A 20,437-nucleotide genomic window follows, 5' to 3' on the forward strand; every position below is an offset into this window, starting at 1 on the left:
GGTGGTGTGCTGAGTGCCGAGCTGAAGGCGTTTTACATGGTCGCCCGCCTGGGCAGCATTACCCAGGCGGCGAAAAAGCTCGGGCTCAGCCAGCCCACGGTGACCACCCAGATTCGTCACCTGGAAAGCCAGTACTCGGTGGAATTGTTCTACCGTGGCGGGCGCCGCCTGACCGTCAGCGACGAAGGCGCGCGGCTGTTGCCGATGGTCAAGGCGCTGTTGCAGCAGGAGGCGGATATCGAGTTTTTCCTGCGCAACAGTGGCCAGGTGCAGGGCACGTTGAGGATTGCCGCGACGGCACCTTATTACATCCTCGACCTGGTCAAGACCTTCCGCGAGCGACTGCCGCAGGTCGAGGTTTCGGTGGAGATCGGCAACTCCCAGCAGGTGCTGGAAGCGCTGGATGACTACCGCGTCGACGTCGCTGCCTCGTCCCAATTGCTTGAAGACCCGCGCCTGATCCGGCGGGTACTGGGCATGGACCCGCTGGTGCTGGCGGTGCATCGCAATCATCCGCTGGCGGTACTTGAACATGTACCGCTGACCGCGCTGGCCGGGCATACCTTGCTGATGCGCGAGCCGGGGTCGACCACCCGTCGATTGACCGAAGAGATGTTGCAGGGCGCCGGCGTGAGTTACGGGCCGTTGCTGGAGATCGGCAGCCGGGAATCGATCCGTGAGGCAGTGCTGCGCAATATCGGCATCAGCATCATTGCCCGCCAGGAAGTGCCCCACGACCCGCAATTGCGCGTGCTGACCATCGAAAATGCGCCGCAGATTCCCGAGTATTTGTACTGCCTCAAAGAGCGAAAGGGCGCCCGGTTGCCGGCGGCTTTCCTGGGGTTGGCCCAGGAAATGTCTCCGATCTAAAGTGTTACGCTGGCTTTGCCATTCGCGAGCAAGCCCGCTCCCACCTTCGACCGAGTTTGACGTTTGGAATGCGATCCAATGTGGGAGCGGGCTTGCTCGCGAAAGCGGTAGCCCTGTCACCGTCCCTTTCCAGCCCTACCCAAATCCACCAATACCACTATCGCCACGTTTTGCCTTTCTGCCACAAGAGGGACGCATTGCCTGCCTAGGATGACCTTCATCAGTTTGATGAGGTGCCTCCATGAACACAGCCATGACTAATCCCGGCGCGCCAATGAAGGTGCGCGGTGTACAGAAACGCTTCGGCGCCTTCACCGCGCTGGATAACGTGTCCCTGGACGTCGCCGCTGGCGAACTGGTGTGCCTGCTGGGCCCGTCGGGCTGCGGCAAGACCACCTTGCTACGCTGCATCGCCGGCCTGGAGCGCCAGGACAGCGGCGAGTTGTACCTCGGCGACCGCGATGTTTCCCTACTGGCACCCCAGGCTCGGGACTACGGCATTCTGTTCCAGTCCTACGCGCTGTTTCCCAATCTCACCGTCGAAGCGAACATCGGCTACGGCCTCACCGGCAGTGGCCGTGATGAAGTGCGCAAGCGTGTCGGGCAGATGCTCGAACTGGTGGGTTTGGTGGGCAGCGAAAAGAAATACCCCGGCCAACTTTCCGGCGGGCAACAACAGCGTGTGGCACTGGCTCGCGCCCTGGCGCCGGCGCCGTCCTTGCTGCTGCTGGACGAACCCATGTCGGCCCTCGACGCCCGGGTGCGCGAGCATCTGTGCACCGAGCTGCGCCAATTGCAGCGCCGCTTGGGCATCACCACCCTGATGGTCACCCACAACCAGGACGAGGCCATGCTGATGGCCGACCGCATTGCCGTGATGAACAACGGCAAGGTCGAGCAGTACGCCACGCCCCAGGAAATCTATGACCGTCCGGCCACACCGTTCGTGGCCGAGTTTGTCGGCCAGGGCAACTGGCTGCCGTTCAGTCGCAACAGCGCCAGCCACGCACAGGTTGGCGGCATGAACATGCGCCTGGCGGACAACGCAGGCGTCGCGAAATCGGGCCGTCTGTTCTGCCGCCCGGAAGCCATCAGCGTCAACCCGCCAGTGCATGAAGAAAACCTGTTCCCGGCCAAGGTCCGCGAGATCACTTTCCTCGGCAACCGCTGCCGCATGAGCTTCGAGCTGGACCAACTGCCCGGCCATCCGCTGCTGGCCGAGCTGGCCCCGGAAGCCATGCCGCGCCTCGGCGCCCAGGACATCTGGGTCGCGCTGCCCCCGCGCAGCCTGCAGGTGTTTGCCTGAGATGGCCCGCGATATGACTCTGCCGATACCCGATAACGTGGCTCGTCAGGTTTCCCGTGCCGAACTCGGCGACCGTATTTTTGTTATCGGCGGCAAGCTGCTCTGGCTCTGCCTGCTGGGCGTCGCGGTGCTGATGCCGCTGCTGGCGATCTTCTGGCGCGGCTTCAGCAGTGAAGCCGGGCAGGGCGGTGGCCTGGTGGCGGCGCGGGAGTTGATCACCAGCGACAATTTCCACTGGCTGCTCGGTAACAGCCTGAAGGTTTCCGGCAGCGTTGCCGCCATCGTCGTACCACTGGCTTATCTGTTTGCCTACGCTTTGCAACGCACGCTTATTCCGGGCAAGGCGATCTGGCGTGGCATGTCGCTGCTGCCGTTGATGGCGCCGTCGATGCTGCCCGGGATTGCGCTGGTCTACCTATTCGGTAACCAGGGCATGCTGCGCGGGCTGCTGTCGGACAACATCTATGGCTTCTGGGGCATCGTCCTCGGCGAAGTGATCTACACCTTTCCCCATGCCTTGATGATCCTGTTGTCGGCGCTTTCCCTGGCGGATGCACGTTTGTTTGACGCCGCATCGAGCATGGGTGCGAGTCCCGCCCGGGCGTTTCGCAGCATCACCTGGCCGGCGACGCGCCAGGCCGTGTTTGCCGCGTTTTGCCTGGTGTTCACTCTGACCATCACTGACTTTGGCGTGCCCGTGGTAGTCGGTGGCGACTATCAAGTACTGGCGCTGGAAGCCTACAAAGCTGTGGTCGGCCAGCAGCAATTCGGCCGCGGTGCCTTGATCGGCATGGTCCTGCTGCTGCCGGCACTGTTCAGCTTCGGTGTCGACGCCTGGTTGCGCCGCCGCCATGGCGACTCCATGAGTGGCCGCGCCCAGGTGTTCCAGCCGGCACCGTCGAAGCTGCGGGATGGCTGCTACCTGGCCATCGTCCTGCTGATCTGCGCGATCCTGCTGCTGGTGTTCGGCATGGCGGTCTACTCATCCCTGGTGAAATTCTGGCCCTACAACCTGTCGCTGTCCCTGGCCCACTACCAGTTCGAAGACACGGCCGGCGGCGGCTGGCTGGCCTACCGCAACAGCATCACCATGGCCCTGTGCACCGCGTTGATCGGCAGCGTGCTGATCTTCACCGGCGCCTACCTGATGGAAAAGACCAGGGGCCAGAAGGGCCTGAACCTGGCGCTGCGCATGCTCAGCTTCGTGCCGATGGCGGTGCCGGGGTTGGTGCTCGGCCTGGGCTACGTGTTCTTTTTCAACCTCAACGGCAACCCGCTGCATGTGCTCTACGGCACCATGACGTTGCTGGTGGTGTGCACCATTGCTCACTATTTGACCACCGCCCAAATGACCGCCACCACGGCCCTGCGCCAACTGGACGCGGAATTCGAAGCCGCCGCGCTGTCGCTGAAGGCGCCGCTGTACCGCCATTACCTGCGGGTCACCGTGCCGATCTGCCTGCCGGCGCTGCTGGACATCGTGCGCTACCTGTTCGTCTCGGCGATGACCACCGTCTCCGCCGCGATCTTCCTCTACAGCCCCGACACCATCCTCGCCGCCGTCGCCGTACTGAACATGGACGACGCCGGCAACGTCGGCGGTGCGGCGGCCATGTCGACCCTGATCCTGTTCACCTCGGCGGGCGTGTCCTTGCTGCTGGCGTGGGCCTCACGCGGCTTGTTGCGCCGCTCCCAGGCCTGGCGCCAAACCGCGCCCGGCCAATAATTCACCCATAAAGGAACTGCACCATGTTCAAGCCCCTGGCGTTAGCCGCTGCTGTGCTCACTGCGTTCAGCCTGAATGCCTTTGCCGCCAAGACCGAGTTGACCGTGTACACGGCCCTCGAAGCCGAGCAATTGAAGACCTACAAACAGGCCTTTGAAAAGGTTAACCCGGACATCGAGATCAAATGGGTGCGCGATTCCACCGGCATCATCACCGCCAAGCTGCTGGCCGAAAAAGCCCGCCCGCAGGCTGATGTGGTCTGGGGCCTGGCAGCTTCCAGCCTGGCGATTCTCGATCAGCAGGGCATGCTGCAAAACTACGCACCGGCAGATTTGAGCAAGATCGGTGCGAACTACCGCGATGCCGCCAACCCGCCGGCCTGGGTCGGCATGGACGTGTGGGCTGCGACCATTTGCTTCAACACCGTCGAAGCCGAAAAGCAGGGCCTGAGCAAGCCGGTGAGCTGGCAGGACCTGACCAAGCCTGAATACAAGGGCAAGATCGTGATGCCCAACCCGGCCTCGTCCGGCACGGGCTTCCTGGATGTGAGTGCCTGGTTGCAGACCTTCGGCGAGAAGCAGGGCTGGCAGTACATGGACGACCTGCACCAGAACATCGGCCAGTACGTTCACTCCGGTTCCAAACCCTGCAAGCTGGCGGCCTCGGGTGAATTCCCGATCGGCATTTCCTTCGAATACCCGGCCGTTCAGCTGAAGCGCCAGGGCGCACCGCTGGACATCATCCTGCCGAAAGAAGGCCTGGGCTGGGATATCGAAGCCACTGCCGTGATCAAAGGCACTGCCCACGCAGACGCGGCACAGAAACTCGCCGACTTCTCCGCCAGCCCCGCGGCGATGGAGCTGTACAAGGAAAACTTCGCGGTACTGGCCCAGCCGGGCATCGCCAAGCCGCAGACCGAGTTGCCGGCGGACTACGAGCAGCGGTTGATCAAGAATGACTTTGCCTGGGCGTCGAAAAACCGCGACAGCATCCTGACCGAATGGCGCAAGCGCTATGACGGCAAGTCGGAAAAACAATAACCACCGATCGTCCCCACGCTCTGCGTGGGAACGCGGCTCTGGACGCTCTGCGTCCGCTTTTGTAGTCGTGACGCGGAGCGTCACAGGATGCATTCCCACGCGGAGCGTGGGAACGAGAGGTCTTCATGACACAACTGCTGATCATCGGCGCCGGCATCCTCGGCCTGTCCCATGCCTATGCCGCTGCCAAACGCGGCCTCAAGGTCAAGGTCTTCGAGCGCAGCGCCACCCCGCTGGGTGCTTCCGTGCGCAACTTCGGCCAGGCACTGGTCACCGGCCAGCCGCCGGGGCCCATGCTCGACCTGGCGCGGGAAAGCCGCGAGATCTGGGGCCAGTGGGCGCAACTCGCCGGCATCCAGCTCAAGCGCAACGGCTCTTATTTGTTCGCCCGCACCGAAGCCGAAGAGCACTTGCTTGAAGCCTTCTGCGCCGGTCGCGCGCAAGAACACGGTTATCGCGTCAAGTTGCTGCAAGGCGCCGCCCTGCACGAGCTGTACGGTGGCCAGTTCGCCCATCACCGCGCTGCGCTTCACGGCCTGGATGATCAACAACTGTATTCCCGCGAAGCCATCCCGGCGCTGATCAACTACCTCAGCCGCGAACTGAGCGTGGAGTTTCATTTCTCCACCCTGGTGCGCGACATCGAACCCGGCCAGGTGCACACCACTGCCGGCTCCTTTCGCGGCGAGCAGATCATTGTCTGCTCCGGTCACGACTACCAGACGCTGCTGGCCGAGCAGATTGCCGAACTCAACCCGCAAATCTGCCGCCTGCAAATGCTGCGCGCCCGGCCAGTGGTGGAGTTGAACCTGCAACACGCGCTGCTGACCGGCCTCAGCTGCGTGCACTACGGCGCCTTCGCCGACTTGCCGGAAGCCGCGCCGGTACAGGCCGAAATTCTGCGGGATGTACCGCACCTGCATGAAAACGGTATTCACCTGCTGATCAGCCCGACACCCTATGGCGAACTGATCATCGGGGATTCCCACCATTACGGCAGCGATCCTTCACCGTTCAACGCCGAACAGGTGGACAACTGGATGATCGAACTGGCCGAACATACCCTGGGCTGCAAGATCCAGGTCGTGGAGCGCTGGCAGGGCGTCTATGGTTCCCGTGGGCCGGGGCCGTTCTCGTTCACGCGGGCGGCGCCGGGGGTGAGCGCGGCGTTGATGCACACCGGCGTGGGCATGAGCGTCGGGCCGGCGATGGCCGAGCGCAATATCACTGAGCTGTGGGGGAGTGCGTGATGAAAGCAGAGCAGGCAATCGCCGAGGTCTTCGGCCTGTACGAACAACACGGCACCGCCGATTACATTGGCGAGCCGGTCTCGCAGATCGAACACATGTCCCAGGCCGCGCAGTTGGCCATGGCTGAAGGCTTCGATGATGAAGTGGTGCTGGCAGCGTTCTTCCACGATATCGGGCATATCTGCGGCCAAGGTGGCGAGAACATGGGCGGTTATGGTGTGGTCAGCCATGAACGGCTGGGCGCCGATTATCTGCGCCGCGCAGGCTTCAGCGAGCGGATGGCAAAACTGGTGGAATACCACGTGCAGGCCAAGCGTTATCTGACCTTCAGCCAGCCGGATTATTACGCACGCTTGAGCGAAGCCAGCCGTCGTACCTTGGGTTACCAGGGCGGCGTGATGACCGCCGAGGAAGCCCGGGCGTTTGAGCAGGACCCGTTGTGCGCCGTCAGCCTGCGCATGCGTCACTGGGATGAACAAGCCAAGGAAATGCACGTGCCGGTGCTGGACCTTGAAGTGTTGAAATCCAAGGCCCGGCAGTTGTTGGCGGCTTAGGTCTCGTCCAGGCGCTGGGCCAGGGCTTCGACCTGTTCCTGGGGTTCGGCCTGGCTCAATTTGGGGTGCGGGTTGAGGGACGACCATTGCGGATGAGCCCGGGCCTTGTTCAGGGCTTCGGGCAATTTGCCTTCGCGCCAGGTCTTGTCCTGGGGTGTGTCGACCTTGATGCTGTGGATCGCCGCATGCCCCCGCAGGTTCAGGGCCTTGAGCAGTTGCCGCTGGCGCAGGGCCAACAGGCGCAGCACGCTGTCGTCGACGGTCAGCTCGCGCTGGCCCTTGATCTTGCCCAGCAGGCGGCTGCCATAACTGCGGGCAGTTTGCAGCGCGCCTCCCGCGATGGCTCCGGCGAGGGCGGCGGCGCCGAGGGTCAGGCCGCCTACGAGTAGATCCACACCTGCGCCGGCCGCCGCGCCGGCTGCGATACCGCCACCGACCCGCACGCCCAGTTGCTTGAGGGTCTCGGGGTTGAACAGGTCATCGCCCCAGCGCCCGTCCAGCAGCGGTAAATCGCTGGCGGCGGCGTCCTGCGGGCGGAAGCCGAACAGCTTGAGCAAGGCTTCCACGCAACGCTGTTCGCGCTGGCGCACGGCTTTGCGCAGTTCGCTGATGGCCTGCTGTTCCACTTCGGCTTCGCTGACCACGCTGCGGCGGCAGGCGGCGCAGTCGATCAGCAGTTCGGCGATCAGCCGCGCCGCACTTTGCTGGCGGGCCTGGCGCTGGGCTTCCTGATCAAGGATCAGCCGTTCCAGTTGCCCACGGGAGTTTTCCAGCAGCAGGGCGAGGCTTTCATAGAGGCGGCGCTCGCCGTCTTCCGGCGGCGCCACGCTGTCAAAACGCACCAGCGCATGCAGGCCGAGGCGGGCGAGGGCTTCGCGCCAGTCCGGCTCGCGGTGGTCGGCGCTGCTGACAAAATTGAGCACCGGCAGCAACGGTTTGCCGCAACTGGCGAGCACTTGCAGCTCATCGCGGTACTTGGCCAGCACCGGCTCCCGGGCGTCTATCACATACAGCCCGGCGTCGGAGGCGAGCAGTTGGCGCAGCACCTTGGCTTCCTGTTCGAAGCGTTGCCGGGCTTCGCTGCCTTCCAGAAAACGCGCCAGCCGTGCCGGGCCGTCGAGGCGTTCGCCGGGGCGGTCCAGGCGTTCGAGGTAATCGAGCAGGGCGATGGCATCTTCCAGGCCCGGCGTGTCGTACAGCTCCAGCAAGGCTTCGCCGTCCACCGACAAGCGCGCACCTTCGACATGCCGGGTGGTGCTGGGACGATGGGAGACTTCACCAAAGCCGACGTCTCGCGTGAGCGTGCGCAGCAACGAGGTCTTGCCGACGTTGGTGTGGCCGACCACCGCAAGTTTCAGGGGCTTAGTCATGACCGGTCTCCAGCCAGGTGAGCGGCGCGCAATCGGCGAACGGTATCTCCAGTTGTTGCAAGGCCGTGTGCCAATCACCCAGGCGCTCAGCATCCAGGGCCTGGCCGGCGGGCGCTTGCAGCAGCCAGACCCGAGTGGCGGTGGCGCTGCGGGCCAGTTCGGCAATCAGCGCAAGGCTGCCGCGATCCGGCGAGCGGCGTGGGTCGCAGGCGATGGCCAGGCGCGCGGGCGGGAAGCGGGTGAGTTGCTCCAGCAGCTTGTTGCGGGATTCACGGCTGTCGAGGATGCCGGCGTCCTTGACACTGGCCGGGAGCTTCGGCGGCCATGGGCGCTGGTCGTCCAGCTCGATGGCCACCAGCAGGGCGCCGTTGCTTTCCAGTTCACTGACGCCGCCGGTCACGTGGTGCAATTGTTCGGGCGCCGCATCATTGACCCCAAGCCGTTCGCTGCTGGGCATCAGCCGTTCACGCAGTTGGCTGTAGCCGGGCAGGTTAAGGTCGAGGCTCAAGGCGGCGCGCCCACGTTTCCAACGCCACAGGCACAGCAACGCAAGGATCAGCCGCGGCAGGATGCCGTACACCAGCAGCACGCCCACCAGCCAGGCGGCCCAGGCCTGGCGGGCGCTTTCGATATTCAGGGCGGCATCGCCGCTGGCGCGGATCATCTCGACAGTGGGCACATTGAAGCCGAGCAAGGCGGGCAGGGCGCCGAGGGTTTGGGTCACGGCGACAAAGGTGTCCGCCCGCAGGATGGTGGTTTCCCACACAAAACCGTAGCGCCGGGTGGCCAACAGCGTCAGCAGGATCACCAGGGCGCTGAGCAGGGCCAGCAGCCACAGGCTGTTGACCAGCACACCGACGGCCCAGCGATTGAGCTTGCGCCGTTGCAGCAACAGCAGCAGGGCGGGCGCCAGTTGCGCGGCCTTGGCGTCGCGGGCGAGTTTTTCGCTGAGCCATAACCACAGGCGGCCAAGACTGGCGCCGTGTTCACCGGCAAATAGCAGGCCCAGGGCCCAGCTCAACAACAGGATCAGGTTCAAACCCAGCAGGCTGCCCAGGGCCCAGAACACATTGACCGGCGCCAACCCGTTGCCCAGCGCGGCAAACGCCAGGCCGGCGCCGCTGATAGTGGCGACTGCCGCCAGCAGGATCAGCGCCAGGCGCGCGCCTTGCAGCCAGCGGGTCAGGGCGGCGGTCAGGCCATCGCGTTCGGCCAGCCACAGCGCGCGGTTTTGAATGCGTGTGGGCAAATCGCCGCCGGCGCTGCGGGCCAGGCGATTGGCTTCCTGGTCTTCCAGGGCGCCCGCGTGTTCCTCGCGCAGGCGCACGGTCTCGGTCAGCCAGAGTGTTTGCAGGGGGGTCAGAGCTGTCACGCGCGGTCCTGTTGAGCCAGTGAATCTGGAGCATAACCGCTGGAACGCCGGTTGGGGTATGCCGCGCGCGGCTCTGGTATTCTCGTCGCCATGAAAAAAACTCTCCCTTTAAGCCTGATCGCAGCCCTCGGTGAAAACCGTGTGATCGGCGTCGACAACAGCATGCCCTGGCATTTGCCGGGGGATTTCAAATATTTCAAGGCCACCACCTTGGGCAAGCCGATCATCATGGGGCGCAAGACCTGGGATTCCCTGGGGCGACCGTTGCCGGGCCGGTTGAACATTGTGGTCAGCCGTCAGACCGATCTGGCGCTGGAAGGTGCGGAAGTTTTTCCGTCACTGGACGCGGCCGTGGAGCGGGCTGAGGAATGGGCCAAGGCGCAGGGCGTGGATGAGCTGATGCTGATCGGCGGCGCGCAGTTGTATGCCCAGGGGCTGGAGCAGGCGGATCGCCTGTATTTGACGCGGGTGGCGTTGAGCCCGGACGGCGATGCGTGGTTTCCCGAGTTTGATTTGAACCAGTGGAAGCTGGTGTCGAATGTCGAGAATCCGGCTGAGGGTGAAAAGCCGGCGTACAACTTCGAAGTCTGGGAAAAAGCCTAAAAATTCTGTGGCGAGGGAGCAAGCTCCCTCGCCACAACGTTCAGCCGTTAAGCCTGCGCCAACTCCGCATGCTCATCCGCATTCAACAACTCTTTATCCGTCTGCTGCATGATCTGGCTGGTAATCGCCCCGGCCGTCATCGAACCGTTCACGTTCAGTGCCGTACGGCCCATGTCGATCAGCGGCTCAACCGAAATCAGCAGCGCCACCAGTGACACCGGCAAGCCCATCGCCGGCAGCACGATCAGCGCGGCAAACGTCGCACCGCCGCCCACGCCCGCCACACCGGCCGAACTCAAGGTCACAATCGCCACCAGTGTTGCGATCCACAGCGGGTCCAGCGGGTTGATACCCACGGTCGGCGCAACCATCACCGCCAGCATCGCCGGATAAAGGCCGGCACAACCGTTCTGGCCAATCGTCGCGCCAAACGAGGCGGCAAAGCCGGCGATGGACTGCGGAATCCCCAAGCGACGGGTCTGCGCTTCAATGCTCAGCGGGATGCTGGCGGCGCTGGAGCGGCTGGTGAAGGCAAACGTCAGCACCGGCCAGACCTTGCGGAAGAACCGCAGCGGGTTGATCCCGGCCAGCGACAGCAGCAGGCCATGCACCACAAACATCAGGCCCAGGGCCAGGTACGACACCACCACAAAACTGCCGAGCTTGATGATGTCTTGCAGGTTGGAGCTGGCGACCACTTTGGTCATCAGCGCCAATACGCCGTACGGGGTCAGCTTCATCACCAGGCGCACCAGGCGCATCACCCAGGCTTGCAGGGTGTCGATGGCGTTGAGGACTTTCTGGCCTTTTTCCACGTCATCCTTGAGCAGTTGCAGCGCGGCAACCCCGAGGAATGCGGCAAAGATCACCACACTGATGATCGACGTCGGCTTGGCCCGGGCCAGGTCGGCGAACGGGTTCTGCGGGATGAACGACAGCAGCAGTTGCGGGATATTCAGGTCGGCGACCTTGCCCGCGTAATCACTCTGGATCACTTGCAGGCGCGCCATTTCCTGGGTGCCGGCCACCAGGCCTTCGGCGGTGAGGCCGAACAGGTTGGTCAGGCCGATACCGATCAGCGCCGCGATTGCCGTGGTGAACAACAGCGTGCCGATGGTCAGGAAGCTGATCTTGCCCAGGGACGAGGCGTTATGCAGACGGGCCACGGCGCTGAGGATCGAGGCGAACACCAGTGGGATCACGATCATTTGCAGCAACTGCACGTAACCGTTGCCGACCAGGTCGAACCAGCCGATCGAGGCCTTGAGTACCGGGTTGCCGGCACCGTAGATCGCGTGCAGCACCACACCGAAGATCACGCCGAGTACCAACGCGAACAACACCTTCTTGGCGAGGCTCCAGTTGGTTCGGCGGGTTTGTGCCAGGCCCAGCAGCAAGGCCACGAACACCAGTAAGTTGAGAATCAGGGGCAGATTCATTGAAGCTCCGTTGAGAAGGCAGCCAATCGCAGGAGCCTGCGATTGCGAACCGGCAAGCCTAACAGCTTGAAATATATTGATTTAATAACGTTATCGCATGGTGACTGTCGTTTTTGGAATAAGCGGATGACGCGCAGGCGTATGGCATTGGCGCGATCACGACGAAAGCGGTCGCGCTCGGGCGATAACTGTCATACAGATTTGTTAGCGTCGATGTCTTTCACTCAGGGAGAAAACGCACATGAAGCTAGCGCCGAAACTGTTTGCCGCCGCGCTGTGCCTGGGCCTTGCGAGCCAGGCCTTTGCCGCCACCGAGTTGAAACATTGGCCCGCGGCTGCCGCGAAGCAACTGGACACGATGATTGTCGCCAATGCCAACAAGGGTAACTTCGCGGTGTTCGACATGGACAACACCAGTTATCGCTACGACCTTGAAGAGTCATTGCTGCCGTACCTGGAAAACAAGGGCCTGATTACCCGCGACACCATGGACCCTTCCCTGAAGCTGATCCCGTTCAAAGACACCGCCGACCACAAGGAAAGCCTCTTCAGCTACTACTACCGCCTCTGCGAAGTCGACGACATGGTCTGCTACCCGTGGGTCGCGCAGATTTTCTCCGGCTTCACCCTCAAGGAACTCAAGGGCTACGTCGACGAGATGATGGCGTCGGGCAAGCCGGTGCCGGTCACGTATTACGACGGTGACGTGGTCAAGAACATGGAAGTGCAGCCGCCGAAGGTCTTCACCGGCCAGGCTGAGCTGTTCAACAAGCTGATGGAAAACGGCATCGAGGTCTACGTGATGACCGCCGCGTCCGAGGAACTGGTGCGCATGGTCGCGGCCGATCCGAAGTACGGCTACAACGTCAAACCCGAGAATGTCATCGGCGTGAGCACCTTGCTCAAGGACCGCAAGACCGGCGAGCTGACCACCGCCCGCAAACAGATTGCCGCCGGCAAGTATGACGAGAAGGCCAACCTCGGCCTGGAGCTGACCCCGTACCTGTGGACCCCGGCCACCTGGATGGCCGGCAAGCACGCAGCGATCCTGACCTATATCGACGAGTGGAAAAAACCGGTGATCGTCGGTGGCGACACGCCGACCAGTGACGGCTACATGCTGTTCCATGACGTGGACGTGGCCAAGGGCGGCATCCACCTGTGGATCAACCGTAAAGACAAATACATGACCCAGCTCAACGGCATGATGGCCAAGCACGCTGCGGCCCAGGCCAAGGAAGGGTTGCCGGTGACGGCGGATAAAAACTGGGTGATCGTCAAGCCGGACGAGATTCAGTAAGTACGGCTGGACTCGGTCAAAAATGTGGGAGCGGGCTTGCTCGCGAAGGCGGTGGATCAGCTAGCTTATTCAGTAACTGGCACACCGCAATTCGCGAGCAAGCCCGCTCCCACAGTTGATCTTCTTTGTTTGGGGAATTATCTCCAGACAAAAAAATGCCCCGCACCTGGCGGGGCTTTTTTATGGGCGAGGTTTACAGCCCGTCGAGCATCGCCTTGTTACGCACAGCACCCTTGTCGGCACTGGTGGCCAGCAGGGCGTAAGCCTTCAAGGCGGTGGTGACTTTGCGCGGACGCTTCTCCACCGGCTTCCAGCCTTTCTTGTCCTGCTCGATGCGGCGTGCCGCCAGTTCTTCATCGCTGATCAACAGGTTGATCGAGCGGTTCGGAATGTCGATCAGCACCTTGTCACCATCCTGCACCAGGCCGATGGCGCCGCCCGCAGCAGCTTCCGGCGAAGCGTGGCCGATGGACAGGCCCGAGGTCCCGCCGGAGAAACGGCCGTCGGTCAGCAAGGCGCAGGCTTTGCCCAGGCCCTTGGATTTCAGGTACGACGTCGGGTACAGCATCTCTTGCATGCCCGGGCCGCCTTTCGGGCCTTCGTAACGGATGATGACGATGTCGCCTTCCTTCACTTCGTCAGCGAGGATGCCGCGTACCGAGCTGTCCTGGCTTTCGTAGATCTTGGCGCGGCCTTCGAACACGTGGATCGACTCGTCGACACCGGCGGTTTTCACGACGCAGCCATCCAGCGCGATGTTGCCGTACAGCACGGCCAGGCCGCCCTCTTTCGAATAGGCATGCTCGACACTGCGGATGCAGCCGTTTTCACGGTCGTCGTCGAGGGTTTCCCAGCGGGTCGACTGGCTGAACGCGGTCTGCGTCGGGATGCCGGCCGGGCCGGCCTTGAAGAAGTGATGCACGGCTTCGTCAGTGGTTTGGGTGATGTCCCACTTGGCGATGCCTTCGGCCAGGGATTTGCTGTGCACGGTCGGCAGGTCGGTGTGCAACAGGCCGCCACGGGCCAGGGAGCCGAGGATCGAGAAGATCCCGCCGGCGCGGTGCACGTCTTCCATGTGGTACTTCTGGATGTTCGGCGCGACTTTGCACAGTTGCGGCACGTGGCGGGACAGGCGGTCGATGTCCCGCAGGTCGAAGTCGATCTCGGCTTCTTGCGCGGCGGCCAGCAAGTGCAGGATGGTGTTGGTGGAACCGCCCATGGCGATGTCCAGGGTCATGGCGTTTTCGAACGCCTTGAAGTTGGCGATGTTGCGCGGCAACACCGACTCATCGTTCTCGGTGTAGTAACGCTTGCACAGCTCGACAATGGTGCGGCCGGCCTGCAGGAACAGTTGCTCGCGGTCGCTGTGGGTGGCCAGTGTCGAGCCGTTGCCCGGCAAGGCCAGGCCCAGGGCTTCCACCAGGCAGTTCATCGAGTTGGCGGTGAACATGCCGGAGCACGAACCGCAGGTAGGGCAGGCGCTGCGCTCGTATTCCGCGACCTTCTCGTCAGAAGCGCTGGAATCGGCGGCGATGACCATGGCGTCCACCAGGTCGAGGCCGTGGGAGGCGAGCTTGGTCTTGCCGGCTTCCATCGGGCCGCCGGAGACGAAGATCACCGGGATGTTCAGGCGCAGGGCGGCCATCAGCATGCCGGGGGTGATCTTGTCGCAGTTGGAGATGCACACGATGGCGTCGGCGCAGTGGGCGTTGACCATGTATTCCACGGAGTCGGCGATGATCTCGCGGCTCGGCAGGGAATACAGCATGCCGTCATGGCCCATGGCGATGCCGTCATCCACGGCGATGGTGTTGAATTCTTTCGCTACACCGCCGGCGCGTTCGATCTCGCGGGCGACCAGTTGGCCCAGGTCCTTGAGGTGGACGTGGCCGGGTACGAACTGGGTGAACGAGTTGGCAATCGCGATGATCGGCTTCTTGAAGTCGTCATCTTTCATCCCCGTGGCGCGCCACAGTGCGCGGGCGCCGGCCATGTTGCGGCCGTGGGTGGATGTTTTCGAGCGGTAATCAGGCATTGGAGCACTCCGGGCGGCTAATCAAGTACTAAAGGGGAGTGAGCTTCTAATTGACGACTGGAACACCCGATAAATGGCCGTGTGTCCGGAAGTTGCCACTCGCGTCGCGGGATCGCCGCTTGCTTGGGCCTCGAGCTCATAAACCCGCCGGGGGATGACTGGCGATGAATAGGTCCGATTCTACACCGCTGGCGGCCGGAGGGAATGGCCGTCTACCTGTAGGAGCGAGCTTGCTCGCGAAAAACGTCAACGGTAACGCAGCGCTATCAGGTGGTCCGTGTCGTCTGTTGGTTTTTCGCGAGCAAGCTCGCTCCTACAGGGTTGCGTATTTCACAGCCACATGGCGTCCCAGAGCGGATAGTCGCCGATACGCTCAACCAGCCCTGCTCTTAATGGATTGGCGACGATGTATCGAGCTGTTGCTTTCAGGTCATCTTCCCGGCGTAGCGCCCGATCAAAGTAGCCCTTTTGCCAAAGTGTCCCGTGGCAACTCCTCGCTTTGTTAATGGCGTGGGCACTTCGCGACTTGGTAATCCGCATCAGTCTCGGCAAATCGCCGTTGTGCAATTCCACCAGCCAATGGAAATGGTCCGGCATCACGACCCAGGCCAGTGAGGTCGCCTCGCCGTCGTCCTGAGCCTTTCTGAACTCGCGAACAAGCAGGCGACCAATGCGCCAGTCCTGGAAGACCAGCTGTCGTTGATGGGTGACGGCGGTGAGCAGGTAAATGCGGCCGGATTCCGAATAGCGGCCTTTACGCAGCCGATGGGCGTTTTGCTGGGTGGACATTCCTTCGTCCTCTTCGTGTGGGTAGAAGAGAGACGGTAGGAGGCAACAGTGTCTATTGGCGTTTAAACACTGGTTCTGAATATGTCATGCCTTCTGTAGGAGCGAGCTTGCTCGCGAAGAACGTCAACGATAACGCAGCGCTATCAGGTGGCCCGTGTCGCCTATATGTTTTTCGCGAGCAAGCTCGCTCCTACAGTGGGAGTGGGAGAGCGTTAGCGTCCGACTCTGATGTTCGTCACTACGCCCCAAACGCTGAGCACGATGAAGCTGATGGCGATGGTCATCAGCAAGTTGTCTCCGGCTTGGGCGAGGGCGGCGCTGCTGACGGCGGCGGTGATGAACATGATGCTGTTGCCGGCCGACGCGGCGGTGCCGGCGCTGCTGGAGAACAGCAACATGGCCGCGGAAATCGCGGCGGGGCGAACCAGGGTCACGGCCAGGGCGCTGATCAGCATCGGGATCAGCAGGGTGATGGTGGTCATGGCCTCATAGCTGATCACCAGCGTCAGCAATACGCCTGCGATCCCCAGCAGGCCCAGCCCGAGGTTGATTTGTCGCGTGAGGGAGATATGTTTCTGCAGTGCAGTTGCTGCAACGCCGCCCAGCAGGTAGGCAACGCCATACACCATCAGCACTACCGCGTACTGGTATTCGGACAGCTTCAACTCATCCATGAAAATCAGCGGTGTCACGCTGATCAAGGCGAAGTAACACGCGAATACCAACGCGGCGATCCACCAGTAACGGATGAAGTCCCGGTTGCTTGCGATGGATTTCAGCGTGGCGATGATCGAAACAGGGGCTCTTTCAGGGCTGGCCGCCTTGGACGGCAATATCAGCCAGGCATGGATAAACATGCCTAGCGCCATCACCGCAAATCCATAAAAGCTGCCCTGCCAATCAAATGTGGTTTGCAGCCAGGAGCCGAGCAGCGGCGACAGCGCAACGAACGATCCGCTCAGGGTCATGTAGTAGATGCGGATGCGGGCGCGATCCTGCTCTTCGAAAAGGTCTTCAACCAGCGCATGGCCGAGCACAAAAAAGCCACAGCCGATGGCCTGGACGGCGCGAAACAGCAGGAAACTCGGGTAATTCGCCGCCAGTGCGCAGCCGATCGAGCCTAGGGTGGAAACCACGATGCACCCCAGCAGCACTTCCTTGCGCCCGAATTTATCTGAAAGCGGGCCGGCGATCAGTTGGGAAATCGCAAAAACCAGAGTGAACAGGCTGATGGATAAGGCGACCTCAGCAGTTGAGGTATCGAACTTCGCGGCCAGGGCTGGAAAGGAGGGCAGCAGGATATTGATCGGGAAGAAGCTGATCAGCGAGATGCAGGTGATGAGGATGAAGCGCGAGCGTTGTTGGCGTTTTACGTCGCCATGGGGTGGCGAATAAGAGGACTCAGACATTGTTTTTATTTTCCGGAGTAAAACCAGAAACCGATACTAGTCTGCGAAACGGGGAATTCAATCAAAAGTGTTGTGGGAGGCCAAGCCCATGATGGTGTGTGTTGCCGTTGTAGGAGCGAGCTTGCTCGCGAAGAACGTCAACGATAACGCAGCGCTATCAGGTAGCCCGTGTTGTCTATTCGTCTTTCGCGAGCAAGCTCGCTCCTACAGTTGATCCGGTTCCAATTGGGCGTTAGCTGTTCGGCAACAACCGGCAAGTAATGCTCTTGATATACCGGGTCTCGGCAATCGCCGGGTGCACCGGGTGGTCCGGGCCCTGGCCGCCGCGTTCCAGCATCTGGATATTGCGATCCAGGTGACGGGCGCTGGTCAGCAGGATGTTTTGCAGGTCGTCTTCCGGCAAGTGCATCGAGCACGAAGCGCTGACCAGGATGCCGTCCTTGCTGAGCAGGCGCATGGCTTGCTCGTTCAGGCGGCGGTAGGCGCCTTCGCCGTTCTTCATGTCTTTCTTGCGCTTGATGAAGGCAGGCGGGTCGGCCACGATCACGTCGAAACGCTCTTCGCTGGCTTTCAGCTCTTTGAGGGCTTCGAACACGTCGCCTTCGATGCAGGTCATTTTCTCGGCAACGCCGTTCAGTGCCGCGTTGCGCTCCACGCCGTCGAGGGCGAAGGCGGAGGCGTCGACGCAGAACACTTCACTGGCACCGAAGGCGGCCGCTTGCACGCCCCAGCCGCCGATGTAGCTGTACAGGTCGAGTACGCGTTTGCCTTTGGCATACGGAGCCAGGCGAGCGCGGTTCATGCGGTGGTCGTAGAACCAGCCGGTCTTCTGGCCCTGGATCACCGGCGCTTCGAACTTCACGCCGTTTTCTTCCAGCGCCACCCACTCCGGCACCAGGCCGAACACGGTTTCGACGTAGCGGTTGAGGCCTTCGGCATCACGCGCGGCGGAGTCGTTCTTGAACAGGATGCCGCTTGGCTTGAGCACTTGGGTCAGTGCGGCAATCACGTCTTCCTTGTGGGCTTCCATGGTCGCCGAAGCGATCTGCACCACCAGGATGTCGCCGAAACGGTCGACCACCAGGCCTGGCAACAAGTCGGAATCGCCGTACACCAGGCGGTAGAACGGCTTGTCGAACAGGCGGTCACGCAGGGACAGGGCGACGTTGATGCGGTGTACCAGCAGCGACTTGTCCAGCGGCAACTTGATGTCGCGGGACAGCAGGCGGGCGCAGATCAGGTTGTTCGGGCTCATGGCCACGATGCCGAGGGGCTTGCCGCCGGCTGCTTCCAGGATCGCCTGGTCGCCTGCCTGGAAGCCGTGAAGAGGTGTGGCGGCCACATCGATTTCGTTGCTGTAGACCCACAGGTGGCCGTTGCGCAAACGACGATCGGCGTTGGCTTTGAGACGCAGGCTTGGCAGGGACATGACGTCGCTCCGGAAAAAAGAGCGGGAGTATACCGTGTTGTGCAGTACTTGGCGGCGCCGCCGGACATGTGGAAGCGGTTCAGTTCGGGTTTTTGAGGTGTCAGCCTGGTTGCCATAAAGGTTAGAATCGCCGCCTAGTCCAGAGTGTGCCCCCTATGTCCCAAGAGCTATCCGCCGAACAGATCCAACAGAGCCTCCAAGGCATCAGTGTGCCGCCTCAACCGCAAATCATGGTGGATTTGCAGATGGAGCAGTACATGCCCGATCCGGACCTGGAAGTGATCGCCCGGTTGATCGCCCAGGACCCGGGCCTCTCCGGCTCGCTGCTGAAGATCGTCAATTCGCCGTATTACGGTCTGAGCAACAAGATCGTCTCGATACAGCGCGCGGTGAACCTGCTGGGCAGCCGCTCCATCGTCAACCTGATCAACGCGCAGTCGATCAAGGGCGAGATGAGCGACGACACCATCGTCACCCTCAACCGTTTCTGGGACACCGCCCAGGACGTGGCCATGACCTGCCTGGCCCTGGCCAAGCGCACCGGCAGCCAGGCGGTCGATGAAGCCTACGCATTGGGGCTGTTCCACGATTGTGGCGTGCCGTTGATGCTCAAGCGTTTCCCGAACTACATGAGTGTGCTGGAAGAGGCCTATGCCAACGCCGGCCCGGAGTGCCGTGTGGTCGACACCGAGAACCAGGCGTTCAACACCAACCATGCCGTGGTGGGTTACTACACCGCCAAATCCTGGCGCCTGCCGGAACATGTGACCGATGCCATCGCCAATCACCACAATGCCCTGGCGATTTTCAGCGACGAGTCCAACCACAAGCCGCAGCTGAAAAACCTGCTGGCGATCCTGAAAATGGCCGAGCACATTTGTGCGTCGTACCGCGTGCTGGGCAACCAGGTGGATGACCATGAGTGGAACGCCATCGGCCCGCTGGTGCTGGACCATATCGGCCTGTCGGACTACGACTTCGAGAGTTTGAAGTTGTCGATCCGCGAGCTGGGCGCGCACTAACCCTTTTTCCAAGAGGTACACATGCCCGAGTTACCGGAAGTCGAAACCACCCGGCGCGGAATTGCGCCGCACTTGGAAGGCCAGCGGGTCAGCCGTGTGGTGGTGCGTGAGCGGCGCCTGCGCTGGCCGATCCCGGAAGACCTGGATGTGCGGCTGTCCGGGCAACGCATCGTGCTGGTGGAGCGGCGGGCCAAGTATTTGTTGATCAATGCCGAGGTCGGCACGCTGATCAGCCACTTGGGCATGTCGGGCAATTTGCGCCTGGTGGAAGCCGGCAGCCCGGCGGCCAAGCATGAGCATGTGGATATAGAACTGGAGTCGGGCCTGGCCCTGCGCTACACCGACCCGCGACGCTTTGGCGCGATGCTCTGGAGCCTCGACCCGCTGAACCACGAGCTGCTGATCCACCTGGGGCCGGAGCCGTTGACCGACCTGTTCGACGGCGAGCGGCTATTCCAGCTGTCCCGTGGACGCTCGATGGCGGTGAAGCCGTTCATCATGGACAACGCGGTGGTGGTGGGGGTGGGCAATATCTACGCGACGGAGGCGCTGTTTGCCGCCGGGATTGATCCGCGCCGGGAAGCCAAGGGCATTTCCCGTGGGCGTTACCTGAAGCTGGCGATCGAGATCAAGCGCATCCTGGCGGCGGCCATCGAGCGCGGCGGCACCACGTTGCGTGACTTTATCGGCGGCGACGGGCAGCCGGGGTATTTCCAGCAGGAATTGTTCGTCTATGGCCGTGGTGGCGAGGCGTGCAAGGTCTGTGGGACCGAATTGCGCAACGTGATGCTGGGGCAGCGGGCGAGTGTGTTTTGCCCGAAGTGTCAGAGCTGACAATTTGTGGTGCTGCTGATGGCCTCTTCGCGAGCAAGCCCGCTCCCACATTCGACTGCATTCCAAAGGTGGAACTCGGTCGAATGTGG

The 20,437-nt window shown here is 62.2% G+C and carries 17 protein-coding genes; 10 read left to right on the forward strand and 7 right to left on the reverse strand.

What is annotated here, in order from left to right; all coding sequences use genetic code 11:
* Positions 1-6: 6 nt before the first annotated feature.
* The 6 genes from HX817_RS21940 (at position 7) to HX817_RS21965 (ending at position 6,746) form a co-directional block, all read left to right on the forward strand.
* The gene (locus HX817_RS21940) at positions 7-870 is read left to right on the forward strand and encodes a LysR family transcriptional regulator (protein WP_177041165.1); all 864 of its coding nucleotides are present in this window, start codon (positions 7-9) and stop codon (positions 868-870) included.
* Between the two features lie 241 nt (positions 871-1,111).
* On the forward strand, positions 1,112-2,176 hold the full coding sequence (locus HX817_RS21945) for a putative 2-aminoethylphosphonate ABC transporter ATP-binding protein (protein WP_023659299.1): 1,065 nt from the start codon (positions 1,112-1,114) through the stop codon (positions 2,174-2,176).
* Between the two features lies 1 nt (position 2,177).
* On the forward strand, positions 2,178-3,902 hold the full coding sequence (locus HX817_RS21950) for a putative 2-aminoethylphosphonate ABC transporter permease subunit (protein WP_177041167.1): 1,725 nt from the start codon (positions 2,178-2,180) through the stop codon (positions 3,900-3,902).
* Between the two features lie 23 nt (positions 3,903-3,925).
* Positions 3,926-4,942 carry a putative 2-aminoethylphosphonate ABC transporter substrate-binding protein gene (locus HX817_RS21955; protein ID WP_003213811.1) on the forward strand — a complete coding sequence of 339 codons (1,017 nt, stop codon included), beginning with the start codon at positions 3,926-3,928 and terminating at the stop codon, positions 4,940-4,942.
* A gap of 125 nt (positions 4,943-5,067) precedes the next feature.
* Positions 5,068-6,192, forward strand: coding sequence for a TIGR03364 family FAD-dependent oxidoreductase (locus HX817_RS21960; RefSeq protein WP_177028026.1), 1,125 nt, complete (start codon positions 5,068-5,070; stop codon positions 6,190-6,192).
* Positions 6,192-6,746, forward strand: coding sequence for a phosphonate degradation HD-domain oxygenase (locus HX817_RS21965; protein ID WP_102370110.1), 555 nt, complete (start codon positions 6,192-6,194; stop codon positions 6,744-6,746). Before HX817_RS21960 ends, HX817_RS21965 begins: the two co-directional genes overlap by 1 nt.
* On the opposite strand, the gene HX817_RS21970 is transcribed toward HX817_RS21965, so the two are convergent.
* A complete protein-coding gene (locus HX817_RS21970) occupies positions 6,743-8,116 on the reverse strand; it encodes a DUF3482 domain-containing protein (protein ID WP_177041169.1) in 1,374 nt (457 codons plus the stop codon). The two genes, HX817_RS21965 and HX817_RS21970, sit on opposite strands and share 4 nt — an antisense overlap.
* Entirely contained in the window at positions 8,109-9,488 is a 1,380-nt protein-coding gene (locus HX817_RS21975) for a DUF2868 domain-containing protein (RefSeq protein WP_177041171.1), read from the reverse strand. Before HX817_RS21975 ends, HX817_RS21970 begins: the two co-directional genes overlap by 8 nt.
* A 90-nt stretch (positions 9,489-9,578) precedes the next feature.
* On the opposite strand from HX817_RS21975, the gene HX817_RS21980 reads away from it, so the two are divergent.
* The gene (locus tag HX817_RS21980; RefSeq protein ID WP_177041173.1) at positions 9,579-10,091 is read left to right on the forward strand and encodes a dihydrofolate reductase; all 513 of its coding nucleotides are present in this window, start codon (positions 9,579-9,581) and stop codon (positions 10,089-10,091) included.
* A gap of 47 nt (positions 10,092-10,138) precedes the next feature.
* Here the strand turns inward: HX817_RS21980 and HX817_RS21985 are convergent, their stop codons facing one another.
* Positions 10,139-11,530, reverse strand: a complete 1,392-nt coding sequence (locus HX817_RS21985) for an L-cystine transporter (protein ID WP_003213804.1) — start codon at positions 11,528-11,530, stop codon at positions 10,139-10,141.
* 241 nt (positions 11,531-11,771) lie between these two features.
* Here HX817_RS21985 and HX817_RS21990 point away from each other — a divergent pair, with 241 nt between their 5' ends.
* Positions 11,772-12,830 carry a haloacid dehalogenase-like hydrolase gene (locus tag HX817_RS21990; protein ID WP_256348809.1) on the forward strand — a complete coding sequence of 353 codons (1,059 nt, stop codon included), beginning with the start codon at positions 11,772-11,774 and terminating at the stop codon, positions 12,828-12,830.
* Between the two features lie 193 nt (positions 12,831-13,023).
* On the opposite strand, the gene ilvD is transcribed toward HX817_RS21990, so the two are convergent.
* From ilvD to HX817_RS22010, 4 genes are all read right to left on the reverse strand, one after another.
* Positions 13,024-14,865, reverse strand: a complete 1,842-nt coding sequence (gene ilvD / locus HX817_RS21995; protein WP_177041175.1) for a dihydroxy-acid dehydratase — start codon at positions 14,863-14,865, stop codon at positions 13,024-13,026.
* 330 nt (positions 14,866-15,195) lie between these two features.
* Positions 15,196-15,654: a transposase gene (locus HX817_RS22000; protein ID WP_003213801.1), complete on the reverse strand. Its 459-nt coding sequence runs from the start codon at positions 15,652-15,654 to the stop codon at positions 15,196-15,198.
* 212 nt (positions 15,655-15,866) lie between these two features.
* On the reverse strand, positions 15,867-17,063 hold the full coding sequence (locus tag HX817_RS22005) for an MFS transporter (RefSeq protein WP_003213800.1): 1,197 nt from the start codon (positions 17,061-17,063) through the stop codon (positions 15,867-15,869).
* A gap of 232 nt (positions 17,064-17,295) precedes the next feature.
* Positions 17,296-18,492 carry a class I SAM-dependent rRNA methyltransferase gene (locus tag HX817_RS22010; RefSeq protein WP_177041177.1) on the reverse strand — a complete coding sequence of 399 codons (1,197 nt, stop codon included), beginning with the start codon at positions 18,490-18,492 and terminating at the stop codon, positions 17,296-17,298.
* Positions 18,493-18,701: 209 nt separating this feature from the next.
* Between HX817_RS22010 and HX817_RS22015 the strand changes: the two genes are divergently transcribed.
* On the forward strand, positions 18,702-19,514 hold the full coding sequence (locus HX817_RS22015; protein ID WP_173882995.1) for an HDOD domain-containing protein: 813 nt from the start codon (positions 18,702-18,704) through the stop codon (positions 19,512-19,514).
* Between the two features lie 21 nt (positions 19,515-19,535).
* Positions 19,536-20,348: a bifunctional DNA-formamidopyrimidine glycosylase/DNA-(apurinic or apyrimidinic site) lyase gene (gene mutM / locus HX817_RS22020; protein WP_177041179.1), complete on the forward strand. Its 813-nt coding sequence runs from the start codon at positions 19,536-19,538 to the stop codon at positions 20,346-20,348.
* The last annotated feature ends 89 nt before the right edge of the window (positions 20,349-20,437 follow it).

Source organism: Pseudomonas sp. C6002, assembly GCF_013385805.1.
In the GTDB taxonomy this organism is placed as follows: domain Bacteria; phylum Pseudomonadota; class Gammaproteobacteria; order Pseudomonadales; family Pseudomonadaceae; genus Aquipseudomonas.

Coding starts and splice junctions, on each gene's coding strand:
- HX817_RS21945 (WP_023659299.1), top strand. CDS start 1,112: ATGAACACAGCCATGACTAATCCCGGCGCGCCAATGAAGGTGCGCGGT.
- HX817_RS21950 (WP_177041167.1), top strand. CDS start 2,178: ATGGCCCGCGATATGACTCTGCCGATACCCGATAACGTGGCTCGTCAG.
- HX817_RS21955 (WP_003213811.1), top strand. CDS start 3,926: ATGTTCAAGCCCCTGGCGTTAGCCGCTGCTGTGCTCACTGCGTTCAGC.
- HX817_RS21960 (WP_177028026.1), top strand. CDS start 5,068: ATGACACAACTGCTGATCATCGGCGCCGGCATCCTCGGCCTGTCCCAT.
- HX817_RS21965 (WP_102370110.1), top strand. CDS start 6,192: ATGAAAGCAGAGCAGGCAATCGCCGAGGTCTTCGGCCTGTACGAACAA.
- HX817_RS21970 (WP_177041169.1), bottom strand. CDS start 8,116: ATGACTAAGCCCCTGAAACTTGCGGTGGTCGGCCACACCAACGTCGGC.
- HX817_RS21980 (WP_177041173.1), top strand. CDS start 9,579: ATGAAAAAAACTCTCCCTTTAAGCCTGATCGCAGCCCTCGGTGAAAAC.
- HX817_RS21985 (WP_003213804.1), bottom strand. CDS start 11,530: ATGAATCTGCCCCTGATTCTCAACTTACTGGTGTTCGTGGCCTTGCTG.
- HX817_RS21990 (WP_256348809.1), top strand. CDS start 11,772: ATGAAGCTAGCGCCGAAACTGTTTGCCGCCGCGCTGTGCCTGGGCCTT.
- ilvD (WP_177041175.1), bottom strand. CDS start 14,865: ATGCCTGATTACCGCTCGAAAACATCCACCCACGGCCGCAACATGGCC.
- HX817_RS22000 (WP_003213801.1), bottom strand. CDS start 15,654: ATGTCCACCCAGCAAAACGCCCATCGGCTGCGTAAAGGCCGCTATTCG.
- HX817_RS22005 (WP_003213800.1), bottom strand. CDS start 17,063: ATGTCTGAGTCCTCTTATTCGCCACCCCATGGCGACGTAAAACGCCAA.
- HX817_RS22010 (WP_177041177.1), bottom strand. CDS start 18,492: ATGTCCCTGCCAAGCCTGCGTCTCAAAGCCAACGCCGATCGTCGTTTG.
- mutM (WP_177041179.1), top strand. CDS start 19,536: ATGCCCGAGTTACCGGAAGTCGAAACCACCCGGCGCGGAATTGCGCCG.